This window comes from Kamptonema formosum PCC 6407, assembly GCF_000332155.1.
GTDB classification, from domain to species: Bacteria; Cyanobacteriota; Cyanobacteriia; order Cyanobacteriales; family Microcoleaceae; genus Kamptonema; species Kamptonema formosum.
Window position 1 is genome coordinate 1,471,876 of the sequence record NZ_KB235903.1, and the last position, 13,893, is coordinate 1,485,768.

The window sequence follows — 13,893 nt, forward strand, 5'->3', positions numbered from 1 at the left end:
TTTTATTTTTTCCCCATCAATAAGTATGTAATCATTTCCCCTTTGCCTTTAATATTAATAACACCTCGCTCTTCAAATAGATACTTGTCTCGCAATAACTCATAAGTATCTGCACTTACTTGAATACTGCCAACAATTCCATGAGATTCCATACGCGAAGCCGTATTTACAGCATCCCCCCATAGATCGTAAATAAACTTCTTAGTACCAATTACCCCTGCTACTACCGGCCCGCTATTAATCCCAATACGAATCTTAAAGTCCTCTCCTCGTTGAGCGCTGAATTGATTAATTGCTTCTAACATATCCAGAGCCATTTCTGCAATAGCTTCTGCATGATCTTCTCTGGGAGTAGGAATACCTCCAGCTACCATATAAGCATCGCCAATTGTTTTAATTTTCTCCAAATTGTACTCTTCAGTCAGTCTATCAAAAGCGGAAAACATTTCATTTAACAAATAAACTAACTCCGTCGCCGTTTTTCGCGTTGACAACTGCGTAAAATTAACTAAATCAGCAAATAAAACTGTCGCCTCGTCAAATCTATCAGCAATCAGCACGGGTTCCTGTCTCAACCTATCTGCAATCACTTTGGGTAAAATATTAAGTAGTAAAACCTCTGTTTTTTTCTGTTCTATATTAAGAGCCGCTTGCATTCGCTTGCGAGAGGAAATGTCGTGTAAGAAAATAGAAATACCATCGTAAGAAGCAAATGCCCGGACTTCAAACCATCGTTTTAAATGAGGGTGAAACTCTTCAAAAGTCACGCCAACTTGCTGAGATACAGCTTTGTGTGCCTCTCTATAAAAGGATGATTCTAAAAATTCAGGAAACTCTTCCCAGATATTCTTACCAAAAATTTCTTCCGGTGCTTTTTCAAAAATTTGGGCAGCTTTATAATTCACGTAAGTAAATCGCCACTGCCGATCTAAGGCAAAAAAAGCATCGGCGATGCCTTCTAAGAGATTGACAATTTGCTCGTCATTAGCCCGCAATTTATCCTCTGCTTGCTTATGTCTGACGCGAGTGCGCTCTAAGTTAGCCAAATTAATTCGCAATTCCATTTGATTAATCACTTGACGACCTAAAATGCGTAATGCCTCAAGTTGTTTTGCGGTTAATTTGCGGGGGATTGTGTCGATCGCGCACAAAGTGCCGATGGGAAAACCATCAGAAGTTACTAGCGGAGTTCCAGCATAAAATCTAATATTAGGCTCAGAAGTTACCAGGGGGTTACTAGCAAAGCGCTCGTCTTCTGTCGCATTGGGTACAACTAGCAATTCATTCGGATGTAAAATAGCATGAGCGCAGAATGCAATATCTCTAGGAGTTTCTTCTGCTTCTATACCTATCTTTGATTTAAACCACTGCCTGTTAGCATCAACTAAACTCACTAAAGCAATTGGAGTACCGCAAATGTGAGATGCCAAAGCTGTTAGATCGTCAAAGGCTTCTTCAGCCGCAGTATCGAGAACATTATAGCGATAAAGAGCTTTTAGTCTATCTTCTTCATTAGTAGGTAAAGGTGCCGATCGCATTGGCGGCGGTGAAGAGAGGCGCTTCTGAAAAATCCGCGAAACTATCAGCACCTTTAGCCGTTGGAGTTTCTCCCACAGAATTTTTAGCAGTTTCAAAATTCTTTTTTTCAAACTTTTGTGCATATTTTTAGTATATCTTTTCACATCAGAGCTTGGTATCTCTTGCTGATGTCGCCTCAGATGCACCTGCGATCGCTAAAAAAATCTCTTGTACACAATACCAGAAACGTGATATCCTTAAGGCTTGTGTCCAAATTAAGGCCGGTTCATGCCGAAATTAAAAACTCGCAAATCGGCTGCTAGGCGCTTTAGAGCCACTGGCAGCGGTAAAATTGTGCGGCGGAAAGCTTACAAAAGCCACTTACTACAGCACAAAAGCTCCAATCGTAAACGCACGCTCTCTCAAATGGTCGTCCTCGATCCGACTAACGAAGAGAATGTACGTCTGATGCTTCCATACTTGTAAAGTTTAACGGAAATAAACGATGACACGGGTAAAACGCGGCAACGTCGCTAGAGAACGCCGCAAAAAAATTCTCAAACTAGCCAAAGGATTCCGAGGCTCGCAGTCCAAGCAGTTTCGCACAGCTAACCAGCGGGTGATGCAGGCGCTTCGCAACGCCTATCGCGATCGCCGCAAACGGAAGCGCGACTTCCGCCGCCTGTGGATTGCTCGGATTAATGCAGCAGCTCGCATACACGGTACGAGCTACAGCCGACTCATCGGCAACATGAAAAAAGCCAATATTGAAATCAACCGCAAAATGCTGGCACAAATGGCAGTCATTGACCCGGCAACTTTTGGCAAAGTGGTGGAATTGGCAAATCAAGCACAAGAGTAAAACTGGGGTGAGCCTTCATTCATCTGTTAACGGTTAACGGTTAACGGTTAACTGTTAAGCTGTTAACGGTTAACTGTTAAGCTGTTAACGGTTAACTGTTAAACTGCTATGAATTTAAATTGTTACGATTCAGATAACTAAATCCCTATTCCCTCTTTCCTCTTCCTTCTACTTATCAAACTTTCAATCTTTCAATCTACCTATTTAAACAGCATGGATAGCGGTTTGCCGATTGTTTATCTATCAGTATTGCTAGCTATACTAGCTAGCGCTGGCTGGTTTATTCTGCGCCAGATCATCAAAACTCGTAAGATCGAAACTACTCTCTTTCGGTTAGAAGCCAAACTCGGTAACGAAAAGGGAACAGCACAGGAATATTACGAATTGGGCAGTATCTATGTAGAGAAAAAGCTCTATGCTCAAGCAACGTCACTGTTTCAAAAAGCTCTGAAATCCAAAGACTTACAAGTTGAAGAAGATGCAGCCATCATCTACAACGCCCTTGGTTTCGCACACTTCGGTCAAGAACAATACGATATAGCTATCCGCCAATACAAAGAAGCTATTAGGTTAAAACCCGATTATGTGACGGCCCTTAATAACCTCGCTCACACTTATGAGCGCAAAAAGTTAACAACTCAAGCTTTGGAAATGTACGAAGAATCTCTCAAGTTGGAGCCTAACAATCCTACTGCTAAACGCCGTAGCGAATCTCTGCGGAAACGGTTGGTTCCTTCTGCATAGGAAGGGGCAGTTTGAATTTTGAGATTGTTGCTACAACAGGTAAATTTGTACCCAGCAACGTTATAACCTGCGGGTAGGCTTAGCCAGCGCAGGATTTTCGCTAAATAAAGCAGATTTGCAGTTGTAATATAGCAGTTGCCAAGGCAGGTAGGACATTCTGAATTTAAAACCTTGATTCTAAACCCTTCTTCCGTCTTCCCTAGCCCCTAGCCCCTAGCCCCTAGCCCCTCTTAAACCGCCTTGGCGGTTGCTATATCATGTTTAGCACGAAGCCCTTCTTACAACTGCAAGCTTTCCTCTGCACAGCAGATGACGATCGCCCTATAAACTAACTCAAAAATCACTGCGCTGCCGCTGCCCGCTGCTGAGCTACACCAAGATTTGACTGATACTCTGCTGCCTTCTCCTGAGCTTTTTGATAATTTGGGCTAGAGGGCGGAACAGCCTTCATTAGCTGAACTGCTTTCTCCCACTCACTCGCCACTTCTTCCCACTCACCTTTTGATATAGATGTCTGGGCAAGGTTTGCCGCACTTTGAGCCTTATTGACCCCTAATCTCCAAGAATCAGGTTTAGGTGTCGCAGGTTTAGGTGCGGGTGCAACTGGTTTCGGTGTTGCAGAAGCCACCGGAGAGGGTGCGACTGGCTTCGGTGTTGCAGAAGCCACCGGAGAAGGTGCAACTGTTTGCGGTGTCGCAGAAGCCACTGGAGAAGGTGCAACTGTTTGCGGTGTTGCAGAAGCCACTGGAGAAGGTGCAACTGGTTTTGGTGTTGCAGAAGCCACCGGAGAGGGTGCGGTTGCTTTCACAGTCTTGGGAGCACCAGCCGCAGTCGGAGAAGCAGCCTGTTTTGGCTTCGGAGAGCCCGCTTTAGGCGCTGCTGGTGAAGGAGTTGTAGGCTGAGGAGCCGAACTGTTTAGGAATGGCAAATTACCCGTAAAGTAAAGCCCCGCGAGTGCGGCCACCGGCACAAAGATAATCCCTGCAATTATTGCTAATTTAGGGATCTTCTTCTTTTGAGGGGGATCTTCATCTAGCTCATCCTCATCCTCATCCTCATCCTCATCCTCATCAGAGTTGTATTCTTCCTCCCGATCGTAGTCTTCGGGTTCAAGATCGGGAGCGTCTACAGGTTTTTTAGGCATTGCATCATCTGCATAAAACATTGGATCGGCGGCTGGCATCAGCTCAATCTCGTCTTCCCACGCCGGTAAGTCTTCACCCACCTGACGACCGTAGACCTTCACAGTGTGAATTGATTCGACTCCCAAGTTAATCATCCCCTTACGGATAAAGTCCATAAGGGCAGTTTGGTTCGGAACTTGATCTGACTCCAGCATAACCTGGAGGTTGTCATTGTCACGTCCCACTTGGGCATTGATGCCTTTAGGTTGGAGTGTGCGGTTAATTACAGACGCGATCACCTTGGGATCGCCCTGCTTAGCAAGTTCCCGCAGGTTCTGTTGTGTCATAGCTAGCACTTCTTAGAGGGCTGCGAGCAGGTTATTGACACTCTCCGGTCTAAAGACGCGGGGATTTTTAAGCACAACTTTTTAAGGGTGAATCCACAATCAAAAAGTTGATACTTAAAGGGTTTGTCATCAGCCCACTATCCACTCGCTCAAATATTGAGTCTGTGGTTACTTTTTTAGCACGGAGCATCCTGATTTTTAATTCACTGCTTAGCTGCTCATCATTCTACCGCTGACGATACCCAGCGGTATGACGCGGATGTGTTGCGGGATTTCAACCGTTTGCTAGCTAAAGTCACCGTGTCTTGGATGCGCTCTTCAAGTGTATCTTTGTGTTCCTTGTTTTAAGCTGCACGCGCCTAAAAATCAAGTGCTCTTAAAACCAAGAAGTTTGAGACTAAAGTCTCTTGTTGCCTTTGATCCCTTAGACTGTCGTCCTAGAGTTTGGAGGCTATTTTCATCAAAAACTCCCAAATGGAAATATATCGCCTTTAGGCATGAGATTGCTTCGTACCTCGCAACGCTTCGCGATTTTTGCAGTTTTAGTGGGTGCTAAATAAATCTTTATCTACCACCTTAGCTCTTTCTGGCATTTTCTTACCATTTGCTGCTAGTAGAATAGGGTACAGAGTTCTATGACCTTGGTTTGTAGAGTTGAAACTTCTTGTGCACCCCGCTTGAGAGATGATTCTAACTCTAGCAGTAGGGGTAGGGTTTGTTGCAATTTTTCGACAGTCAGGCTCTTGACTTCTTGCCGGAAAAAGTATATTCGTTTGGGATTGCTGATTTCTGCGGCTTGAGCTATTTTTTCATCGGGCTCGCCGGCTTGTGTCCCCAATTTCACCCACAGCCAAATCCGAAATTGAGTTGTTAAGGTGGCTACAATTTTTAAGGCGGGTTCGTTATGTCCGATTAGCTCGGCGACTAGCTGCAAAGCTTGGGCTGTATTGCCTTGGCGGATAGCGGCGGCAAGTTGCAAGCTGTTTTGGGTATTCGATCTGACTAAGGCGGCGATCGCTTCATCGCCCAAAGGTTGGTTACTGTTACCTGCGTAAAGCTCTAATTTATCCAATTCGCTATTTAACTGCCTGGTATCGTTGCCGACGCATTCAGCTAAAAGTGCGATCGCTGCTGGGGTTAATTTTACTCCCCTTCCCTCCGCGACTTGGCGCACCCGCTTTGCCAACTCTTCTGTTTTCCAGGGAGGAATCGGAGAAAATTCGCGAACTTCAGCAGATTTGAGCAGAAACTTAGTAGACTTGAGCCGACTATCCGGTTTATTACGAGTTGTCAACAACAACACGGTGGTGGATGGAATCACTGGCAGAGTCCGTTCTAATTCGGCGAATAGTTCCTGGGAACATTGCTGAGTTATGGGGGTATCCGCTAACCAGACAAAGCGGCTGCCAGCACCGAATGGCGGTGTCATCGCTTGGTTGAGGGCAGAAATAACGGCATCCCCTTGGTCGGGGAGAATTTTATCATAGTTGAAACTAGCCCAGTTGGGGTCAATGACTTTTTGGCGCAGGGTATCAACTGCTTGTGTCAGAGAGAAGTCATCCTCCCCCCAGAAGAGGTAAATTTGCATAAGAGACTATCAGTTGCCCAATTTAGGATTTGAGAGCGGGGATCGGTGGCAGAACAATTAAAAATTAAAAATTAAAAATTAAAAATTAAAGATTGAATCCAATCGTTTTTAATTTTGCCTTTTGAATTTTTAATTAGTGAGTCGTCCATTTAGGCGATTTCTAATTTTGACCTCTACCCCAATCTACAATCTAAAATCGGCTGGGTGCTGAAAGCTATTACTTAGCGCGAGGCAATCGAGATTGGACGATACTTATCAAGCTTACGTGAATCGGGCGGCGCGGCTGACGCTGCTGGACACCTACAAGTCCCAGGTGGAGCACATTCAGGAATCTCCCAAGTTTAAGCCCCAACCAGAGGGCCAGAGAACGCCCGTAGCTTTTCCCGGCTATACGGTGACGACACCGCCTTGGGGGGAAGAGTCGGAAAATGCTGCTTTTTATGCGAGTTTGGACGAGTGCCAACAAACCCTAGTGAAGCAGCTAGAGGCAGGGGCGATCGTGCCTGTGCCGAAGGAGAGCTTCCATTTAACTTTGGCTGATTTGATTTGGGACAGTGCTTTCCTTGATGCCAGTCAAAATCCTGAATTTGAAGAGAAACTGCGATCGCGCATTGGCGAATGTTTTGCTGACTACAAACTAAATGTAGCCTCGACTCTTCCTATTCGCTGGATGGTGTTGGGACTAATGGTGCGAACTCGAGCGATCGCCGTTTGTTTAGCCCCGATGGATGAAAATTCTTACAAGCAGATTTTGGAGTTCCGCCGCTCTATTTATCAAAATCCTGATTTAATTGCTTTGGGAATTGAACAGCAATATCATTTTACTGCTCACGTTACTCTGGCTTATTTTGGCGATATCGGGTCGGGGCTAGACCGCGATCGCTTTTGCTCTCTGTTGTCTGAGTTAAATGACGAATGGCTGGATGCACCTCAAGAAATTGGGATACATCGGGTCGAACTTCGGAAGTTTGACGATATGACTCACTATTATCGGCAACCAAACTGGCCAGTTTTGGAATTTTAAAATGGTTAACGGTTAACTGTTAACGGTTAACTGTTAACGGTTAACTGTTAACTGTTTAAATTCTAAATAAGTAAATCCACCTAATTAAACATAAGATAAGGATGGCTAAAAAGCTGACTGTATAAACATTCTTCCTTCTCTCCTAGATAACTAAATTTTTCTTCCTTCTCTCCTAGATAACTAAATCCTTCTTCGTTCTACTTATCGGTTGACGGCGCACAATTGAGTAAACAATTGACTGTACATATTGTTGGCATTGGTTTGGATGGCGCTGCGGGACTGAGTAAGTCGGTGCAGCAAATTGTAGAAAAGGCGACTCTGCTGGTGGGGAGCGATCGCCACTTAGCCTATTTCTCTAAGCATCGGGCAGAACGCTTGGTTTTGGGAGATTTGACGGGTGCAATTAAAGAAATTCGGCAGCGGTTGGCGACTTCGTTTCCGGGTGCAATTGTAGTTTTGGTTTCGGGCGACCCGCTATTTTACGGTTGGGGACGGCTATTGGTGGCAGAATTGCCTCCCGAACAGTTAATTTTTCATCCGCATTTGAGTTCTGTACAGTTGGCTTTTAACCGCCTGAAACTTCCTTGGCAAGATGCTCACTTTATTAGCGCTCACAGGCGGTCTTTTGAGGAGTTGACTGCTAAGTTACAGCAAGGTGTGGATAAGATTGCTGTACTAACTGATGAGACTTATTCTCCAGGGGCGATCGCACATTTGATTAAGGCTTTAGATTTGCCCAGTCGTTATCAGTTTTGGCTATGCGAAAATTTGGGGGCCGCTGATGAACGAGTCAGGCAATGGTCGTTAGATGCTTTGCAAGGGGAGACTTTTGCACCGCTCAATTTGGTTGTGCTGTTGCGGGAGTCTAGGACAGCTACGGAGCCCCTGGATTTAGGCAGTTTGCCGATGCTAGGGATACCGGATGGCAATTTTCTCAGTTTTAGCGATCGCCCTGGGGTGATGACGCAGCGAGAAGTGCGGGTGTTGATTTTAGGGGAATTGTCCTTACAACCAGGTCAAGCGATCTGGGATGTGGGTGCGGGTACTGGGGCAGTTTCGATTGAAATTGCCCGGTTGTTCCCGGGTTCTCAGGTTTATGCGATCGAGAAAATGGAGGAAGGTACGTCTTTAATTGAGCAAAATTGTCGCCGTTTTCAGGTACAAAATGTAATTTCAATTCACGGCAATGCTCCTGAAATTCTACATCGTTTGCGACCGCCTAATCGAATTTTTGTGGGTGGTAGTGGAGGAGAAATTACTAAAATTTTAGGTGTCTGTGCTTTGCGAATGTTACCAGGAGGGGTAATAGTATTGGCAATGTCTACTGTAGAAGATTTAGCTGCTGTTTTGAGTTGGAAGGAGGAAAGAATGCGGCGGGAACCGAATTGGAATTGTAAAATTATGCAGGTGCAGTTGTCGCGATCTCTGCCTGTGGGAAATTTAACTAGATTTGACTCATTAAATCCAGTTACTATTGTCACAATGAATAGGTGAGATAATTTAGGAAAGAGGGGCTAGGGGCTAGGGGCTAGGGGCTAGGGGCTAGGGAAGAGGAGAAGAAGGGAAGAAGGGAAGATCGCCGAAACCATATTAAGCTATGAGAAATATAGCTTTTTACAGCGATCGCTGAGCATACCAGGCATGAATGAGAAGGCTCTGGAAGAACAATACAGGTGAATCAAAGCCACTTGATACAATTATTGACTCAACTTCAAGTGGCGGTAGCACCGCCACATCCTGACCATAAGAAGCACGAAACTTTTCAATTTCCTCAGCAGGCACTTCGGAATACTTCAGCATTCTTATCCAAACCTCAAAAAGGCTTTCGTAAGCTGAAGTAGACATATCAGAAACCAGATCGGCACTGATCAAATATCCATTAGGGCAAAGTCGTGAAGCAATTTGATTAAAAAAGTTGCGCCGCCGATCTCGATCCATAAAAAAGTGAGAAACCAGAAGGCAAGTTGCCGCATCAAAAGATTCCGATGCAGGCAATGAATCGAGATAACCTTCGTGAAAAGTGCAACGTGACGCGATGCCATTCTCTTCGGCACGTTGGCGACAAATATCAAGCATCGGTGCCGCAGGTTCTACCGCAGTAAATTGCCACTGTGGAAATCTTTTGGCCAGGTCAATTAATTCTAAACCAGTTCCCGCGCCGACACAGAGAATCCTTGCATCAGCAGGAAGTTCGGAAAGTACCAGGCTAATCAGCAAATGAAGTGCGTCGCGCAATGGAGCGAATTTAGCAAATCTTTTGTCGTAGGAAGAAGCGCGTTCTTGGTCAAAAACAATAGATGACTTTTGATTTTGCATGATGAAAGTAAAGGAGTGTTTTTATTTGTCTCTGTACTTAACTTGCTTTCCCTAGTTCTTCTTGTAGCATTTCCTGATATATTTCTGGCAACTCTCCAGTCATAGAATTGTCTTCTATCCCATAGCCTAAACTTGTCCAAGTCCCCGATAACAACCGCTGCACTTTATTGAATTTTCCCTGTTGTAACAGTGCGGAAATATCGGCTTTCCAAAACTTGGTATCGCTCAACCAAGCATAAACAACAGCATCTTGAAATTTTGGTTCAAAACTGTACTCTTTCCAAAATATAAACTGAGCCGGATGGGGATGATATCGCTTAGCTTTTTCCTCCCAAGTAGAGCTCAAAAATTGATATCGCCCGGCCGCTGTGGTACACCTTCCGCGATTGGGGCCGGAGACAATTTTTACGCATAGATCGGGATGACGGCTTAAATCAGAGACAAGTTCGCCACCGTAAATAACTGAGTATGGTTGGGTAACATTCGACTCGCTTGCTGATATCGTTCGCATCAGTGCTCGAATGTAAGGATCGCCGCCTTTCATTGCTAAAGGAGGCAATTGATTGCTCTCATTTTGAACTACAAAAGATTCTTGATTTCCATGCCAATTCCCAATCAAGAATGCTAGAATAAAGATAGTTACGCTGCTGAAAATCAGGCGTTTCAAGATTTGGATTTCCGAGCGGCGAAATAAGCCTAGTTTTCTGCGGTCAACTTCTCTAACTCTAATTCTTGTCATTCCTTGTAATTCCTTTGATTTTCCTATGTAGTTGCGCTGTCTATGCTAAGCGCAACTACATAGGGAGTTAACTGCGTGCAATTTGACTAAAGCCTTACTACAAAATGCGATCGCACAGTTCCCGATTTAAGCCGCACCAGCAAACAACTGGTCAAAAGTCTTCGCCTCTACCTCAGACTTCGCCACAATCTCCACAATTTTATTACGAGATGCAGGCTGAAACAACGCCTCAACGCAAACCTGCGCTACCTTAGTTCGCGGAATACTCCCATCAAAAAGTTTATCCGCAGACTCCATCACGATCGCATCGGTGTTATCCTCATTCTTCAGACCCCCAGGCCGAACAATCGTGTAAGTCAAACCACTTTTTTGCAAATATTCCTCCGCTTGCTTCTTCCACACCAAAATCAGCCAAAACAAATTCAGCGGGTGGAAAAAATTAGAAACGCACAAAGAAGTCACGAGCACAAAATGCTCAATTCCCTTAATTTTGGCAGCATCTACCAGATTTTTAGTACCTTCATAGTCCACCTTATAAGGCCCTGTCGGATCGAAGCTAGGCTTAGCGCCGGTAGCGCAAAGCAGCACTGTACAGTCACCTATGAGCTCAGCAAGAGATGCTGCATTTAATACATCACCTGTCACCAATTCCGCCTCTGGAGGCAGAATTTCCCTAGCTGTCTCTAAATTCCGAACTAAAGCACGGACAGGAATATTGCGCTTTACGAGTTCTTCAACAATCCGACGGCCAGTTTGACCAGTTGCCCCTGCTACAAATGCTTTCATAAAAACTCCGTTGGAAACCCTGCGGCATTAAACCCAGGGAGGAAAAAGGTTGCAGACTTTAGCCTACCTTGAATATCAAGCTCAAGCCCCCTGTCTAAAGACTGGGGTTGCTTACAATCTCGCGTTATGCTGAGTTAAGATCAAATTTTTCTTGCTGCTAAGCACAACTTTCACCACTATCAATTCTAGGGATTAAATCCTCAACTGGTATCCTTAAGCCGAGAAAACCGCATCTATTACAGGAGAGCATATCATGCAGCAGGATTCCTCTGAATATCAAGCTGTTCAAGCTTCTGAAGAACTTTGGAACGAACCATCTAACACCCCACAACCGGAAGTTACAGAGGTATCGGCAGAAACTGAACAGACTTGGTTTCACAGCCATTTTGAAGACAGTATGGAGATGTATGCCGATGCTCAGACGGTAGCTAAACATTTTGATAACCACCATACTTGGTTCATCCCCTGTGCTCATCCGATGAAAGCTGAACCCCTTGGGGAGAATGGCTACGATATGTTAATTGGGCGTTTTGGCGCTTTTGGGTATATCGTAGAAGCGCGGATTGGTTTGGAGTTGTTACCCCCTGATGAGCAAGGATTTTACCGCATTCGGACTATTCCTATACCTGATTATACTGCCCCTGGATATGATGTTGATTTTTGCTCAGTTATGGAGTTAGTAGAAGTACCGACAGAAGAATTTTCTGCACAGTTAAACGCCTCTGATCTTGCTCAGTTACCGCCAGCAATTACCAGTGTTAAATGGCAGCTAGATTTAGCAGTGGGGCTATATTTCCCCAAGTTTATTCGCGGTAAATCTAGTGCTTTGATTCAGAAGACGGGGGAGGGTGTTTTAGACAAAATTGTAGGTCAAGTTAATCGGCGATTAACTTACAAAACTCAGCAAGTTTTCCACGATTCATTAGGGATACCGTTTCCGAAAAAGCTTCATAAAAAATAATATTACGGGCCGAATAGAAATCGCAGCTACACAGACAAAACCCGCCTGCGCGGGTTAAAATTATGTAGTCCGCGTAGGCGGACTTCGTTTGTGTAGATGCGATTTCAATCGCCCAAGTAACATTAGCAAAATCAACCAAGAGTCAGAGAGTGTTATGAGTTCAAAGGTCTGCATTGTAACAACTGTCAAAGACCCCGGAAATATTCTTGAATCTTTTATTCGCTACCATTTGAAAATAGGAATAGCCCACATATTTATCTTTTTTGATAACCCAGAAGATGAGTCAATAAAAATTGCTCAAAGATTCTCTAATATTAGTGCAATTCCTTGCGATGAAAGCTTGAAATTTCAGCAAAAGGGAAATACTCTTTACAACAATATGGCTCAGCACGTCACTAGCGAAGTGATGGCTAGACAGATTTTAAATGCTGAAACTGCCATCAAATTAGCCTGGGAAATGCAGATGGATTGGATTATCCATATTGACTGCGATGAACTCTTTTACACCCAAGAGTCAATCTCCGATCATTTTGATTTTATTCCCTACAGTATAGGTCAAGTTCTCTATCGAAATTTTGAAGGTGTGCCAGAGAAATTGGCAATAGATGATTACTTTAAAGAGGTGACGCTGTTTAAAAAACATGGGCATTTAATGCCTTATCCTTTACCTGATGACTACAATAAGTTTTTTAGGAGAGAAGAGTATTTTATTGGCTATGGAAATGGTAAGGCGGCGGCGCGAGTTTTGCCCGGTGTTTTGCCAAGTGGAGTTCACGAATTTACTACAGTTGAAAAGCATCCAGAAACGGCTCAGTGTACGAGTTGTCCGCTGATACTTCATTATATCAGTTGCGGATTTGGATTTTATTATCGCAAGTATCAGCAGTTAGGTAATTTTTCAGATTATTGGTTTGGCGAGACTAAAATTCCTGTTACGTTTCATACTAAGTCTAGAGATATTTTCTGTTCTGGTGACATTGATAAACTAGCAGATTTTTATCGCGAACAGGTTGTATTTGAAAATCAGGAGGAGACTGATTATTTAATTGAGAAAGGCATTCTTGCTCGAATTTGGAAACCTGCATCGCTGCTTTCTCCTCTAATAATTTAGAATTGTTAGTTGTTTGTTCTTGGTTGTTGGTTGTTAGTTGGTTGTCATTGCGAGCGTAGCGAAGCAATCGCAATAGATTGAGGAAGCAATCGCAATAGATTGATATTGCCTTGAGGTTACTAAAGGCAGAACTTATGAATTGTAACTTTGTGGCAAGGTTTTGGGATTGCTTCACTGCGTTCGCAATGACAACTAACAACTAACAACTAACAACTAACAACTAACAACTAACAAATTACTACATTTTGCTAATAATTCGCAGGACGATTTCTACTCCCGTGACTGCTTGCCAAGCAAATAGTCCTAAAAGAATGACATTGAGAGTAATATGACTGTATCTTGCCCAATCATTTCCTTTCTGCATATAGGGAGATAAGGCGGCAGATGTGGCAATTATTCCTGTCATACCTAAGCCTGCTAAGAGGTGTGCGCCAACAAATAGTTTGCCGTTGTTGATGTAGGTGACACCCATGCCAATGAGGGTATTGATTACCATTATGGCTAGAAGTATAGAGCCGATTTGGTAGTGTTTGATGTTAAACTTACCTTTAATCAGCTCTTTTTTGACTTCGCCTTCGCTTGCTCTGGTACGCCGGATTTGGATGCCGAGGTAAAGGGCGTAAAATGCGATCGCAAACAATACCCACATTAAAGCAGGGTGGATGAATTGGCTCCAAATTTTAACCGATTCAGGAATTACAAGATTCATAGCGTTCTCAGGATGGGCAAAAAACTTTATAAAACTTAGCATACCATTTAGACAGTCTCATGTG

Annotated in this window: 14 protein-coding genes; 7 read left to right on the forward strand and 7 right to left on the reverse strand. The window is 44.0% G+C overall.

What is annotated here, in order from left to right; genetic code table 11:
- Positions 1 to 2: 2 nt before the first annotated feature.
- Entirely contained in the window at positions 3 to 1,661 is a 1,659-nt protein-coding gene (locus OSCIL6407_RS0111360; RefSeq protein WP_007354713.1) for an adenylate/guanylate cyclase domain-containing protein, read from the reverse strand.
- 145 nt (positions 1,662 to 1,806) lie between these two features.
- Here OSCIL6407_RS0111360 and rpmI point away from each other — a divergent pair, with 145 nt between their 5' ends.
- The 3 genes from rpmI (at position 1,807) to OSCIL6407_RS0111370 (ending at position 3,124) form a co-directional block, all read left to right on the forward strand.
- The gene (gene rpmI / locus OSCIL6407_RS32540) at positions 1,807 to 2,004 is read left to right on the forward strand and encodes a 50S ribosomal protein L35 (RefSeq protein WP_007354712.1); all 198 of its coding nucleotides are present in this window, start codon (positions 1,807 to 1,809) and stop codon (positions 2,002 to 2,004) included.
- Positions 2,005 to 2,023: 19 nt separating this feature from the next.
- Positions 2,024 to 2,380, forward strand: coding sequence for a 50S ribosomal protein L20 (gene rplT, locus OSCIL6407_RS0111365; RefSeq protein ID WP_007354711.1), 357 nt, complete (start codon positions 2,024 to 2,026; stop codon positions 2,378 to 2,380).
- A gap of 213 nt (positions 2,381 to 2,593) precedes the next feature.
- Positions 2,594 to 3,124, forward strand: coding sequence for a tetratricopeptide repeat protein (locus OSCIL6407_RS0111370; RefSeq protein WP_007354710.1), 531 nt, complete (start codon positions 2,594 to 2,596; stop codon positions 3,122 to 3,124).
- Positions 3,125 to 3,464: 340 nt separating this feature from the next.
- Here the strand turns inward: OSCIL6407_RS0111370 and OSCIL6407_RS0111375 are convergent, their stop codons facing one another.
- Positions 3,465 to 4,595, reverse strand: a complete 1,131-nt coding sequence (locus tag OSCIL6407_RS0111375) for a hypothetical protein (protein WP_007354708.1) — start codon at positions 4,593 to 4,595, stop codon at positions 3,465 to 3,467.
- A gap of 610 nt (positions 4,596 to 5,205) precedes the next feature.
- Positions 5,206 to 6,183 carry a DNA polymerase III subunit delta gene (gene holA / locus OSCIL6407_RS0111380; protein ID WP_007354706.1) on the reverse strand — a complete coding sequence of 326 codons (978 nt, stop codon included), beginning with the start codon at positions 6,181 to 6,183 and terminating at the stop codon, positions 5,206 to 5,208.
- A 241-nt stretch (positions 6,184 to 6,424) separates the two neighbouring features.
- On the opposite strand from holA, the gene OSCIL6407_RS0111385 reads away from it, so the two are divergent.
- Positions 6,425 to 7,207 carry a hypothetical protein gene (locus OSCIL6407_RS0111385; protein WP_007354705.1) on the forward strand — a complete coding sequence of 261 codons (783 nt, stop codon included), beginning with the start codon at positions 6,425 to 6,427 and terminating at the stop codon, positions 7,205 to 7,207.
- A gap of 234 nt (positions 7,208 to 7,441) precedes the next feature.
- Positions 7,442 to 8,701, forward strand: coding sequence for a bifunctional cobalt-precorrin-7 (C(5))-methyltransferase/cobalt-precorrin-6B (C(15))-methyltransferase (locus OSCIL6407_RS0111390; RefSeq protein WP_007354704.1), 1,260 nt, complete (start codon positions 7,442 to 7,444; stop codon positions 8,699 to 8,701).
- A gap of 120 nt (positions 8,702 to 8,821) precedes the next feature.
- On the opposite strand, the gene OSCIL6407_RS0111395 is transcribed toward OSCIL6407_RS0111390, so the two are convergent.
- The 3 genes from OSCIL6407_RS0111395 to OSCIL6407_RS0111405 all read right to left on the reverse strand — a co-directional run bounded on the left by OSCIL6407_RS0111395 (position 8,822) and on the right by OSCIL6407_RS0111405 (position 11,048).
- Positions 8,822 to 9,523 (reverse strand): class I SAM-dependent methyltransferase, encoded by a 702-nt coding sequence (locus tag OSCIL6407_RS0111395; RefSeq protein ID WP_007355361.1) that lies wholly within the window; start codon positions 9,521 to 9,523, stop codon positions 8,822 to 8,824.
- A gap of 37 nt (positions 9,524 to 9,560) precedes the next feature.
- On the reverse strand, positions 9,561 to 10,262 hold the full coding sequence (locus OSCIL6407_RS0111400) for a glycoside hydrolase family 24 protein (RefSeq protein WP_007355362.1): 702 nt from the start codon (positions 10,260 to 10,262) through the stop codon (positions 9,561 to 9,563).
- 126 nt (positions 10,263 to 10,388) lie between these two features.
- On the reverse strand, positions 10,389 to 11,048 hold the full coding sequence (locus OSCIL6407_RS0111405) for an SDR family oxidoreductase (RefSeq protein WP_007355363.1): 660 nt from the start codon (positions 11,046 to 11,048) through the stop codon (positions 10,389 to 10,391).
- 253 nt (positions 11,049 to 11,301) lie between these two features.
- Here OSCIL6407_RS0111405 and OSCIL6407_RS0111410 point away from each other — a divergent pair, with 253 nt between their 5' ends.
- Together OSCIL6407_RS0111410 and OSCIL6407_RS0111415 are read left to right on the forward strand one after the other, a co-directional pair.
- A complete protein-coding gene (locus OSCIL6407_RS0111410) occupies positions 11,302 to 12,009 on the forward strand; it encodes a DUF1997 domain-containing protein (RefSeq protein WP_007355364.1) in 708 nt (235 codons plus the stop codon).
- 154 nt (positions 12,010 to 12,163) lie between these two features.
- A complete protein-coding gene (locus tag OSCIL6407_RS0111415; protein WP_007355365.1) occupies positions 12,164 to 13,120 on the forward strand; it encodes a glycosyltransferase family 2 protein in 957 nt (318 codons plus the stop codon).
- Positions 13,121 to 13,358: 238 nt separating this feature from the next.
- On the opposite strand, the gene OSCIL6407_RS0111420 is transcribed toward OSCIL6407_RS0111415, so the two are convergent.
- The gene (locus tag OSCIL6407_RS0111420; protein ID WP_007355366.1) at positions 13,359 to 13,829 is read right to left on the reverse strand and encodes a DUF4079 domain-containing protein; all 471 of its coding nucleotides are present in this window, start codon (positions 13,827 to 13,829) and stop codon (positions 13,359 to 13,361) included.
- Between the last annotated feature and the right edge of the window lie 64 nt (positions 13,830 to 13,893).

Excerpts from the sequence above, each read along its gene's own strand:
- OSCIL6407_RS0111400 (WP_007355362.1), bottom strand. The coding sequence starts at position 10,262 with ATGACAAGAATTAGAGTTAGAGAAGTTGACCGCAGAAAACTAGGCTTA.
- OSCIL6407_RS0111375 (WP_007354708.1), bottom strand. The coding sequence starts at position 4,595 with ATGACACAACAGAACCTGCGGGAACTTGCTAAGCAGGGCGATCCCAAG.
- rplT (WP_007354711.1), top strand. The coding sequence starts at position 2,024 with ATGACACGGGTAAAACGCGGCAACGTCGCTAGAGAACGCCGCAAAAAA.
- OSCIL6407_RS0111360 (WP_007354713.1), bottom strand. The coding sequence starts at position 1,661 with ATGCACAAAAGTTTGAAAAAAAGAATTTTGAAACTGCTAAAAATTCTG.
- OSCIL6407_RS0111420 (WP_007355366.1), bottom strand. The coding sequence starts at position 13,829 with ATGAATCTTGTAATTCCTGAATCGGTTAAAATTTGGAGCCAATTCATC.
- OSCIL6407_RS0111370 (WP_007354710.1), top strand. The coding sequence starts at position 2,594 with ATGGATAGCGGTTTGCCGATTGTTTATCTATCAGTATTGCTAGCTATA.
- holA (WP_007354706.1), bottom strand. The coding sequence starts at position 6,183 with ATGCAAATTTACCTCTTCTGGGGGGAGGATGACTTCTCTCTGACACAA.
- OSCIL6407_RS0111410 (WP_007355364.1), top strand. The coding sequence starts at position 11,302 with ATGCAGCAGGATTCCTCTGAATATCAAGCTGTTCAAGCTTCTGAAGAA.
- rpmI (WP_007354712.1), top strand. The coding sequence starts at position 1,807 with ATGCCGAAATTAAAAACTCGCAAATCGGCTGCTAGGCGCTTTAGAGCC.
- OSCIL6407_RS0111395 (WP_007355361.1), bottom strand. The coding sequence starts at position 9,523 with ATGCAAAATCAAAAGTCATCTATTGTTTTTGACCAAGAACGCGCTTCT.
- OSCIL6407_RS0111405 (WP_007355363.1), bottom strand. The coding sequence starts at position 11,048 with ATGAAAGCATTTGTAGCAGGGGCAACTGGTCAAACTGGCCGTCGGATT.
- OSCIL6407_RS0111415 (WP_007355365.1), top strand. The coding sequence starts at position 12,164 with ATGAGTTCAAAGGTCTGCATTGTAACAACTGTCAAAGACCCCGGAAAT.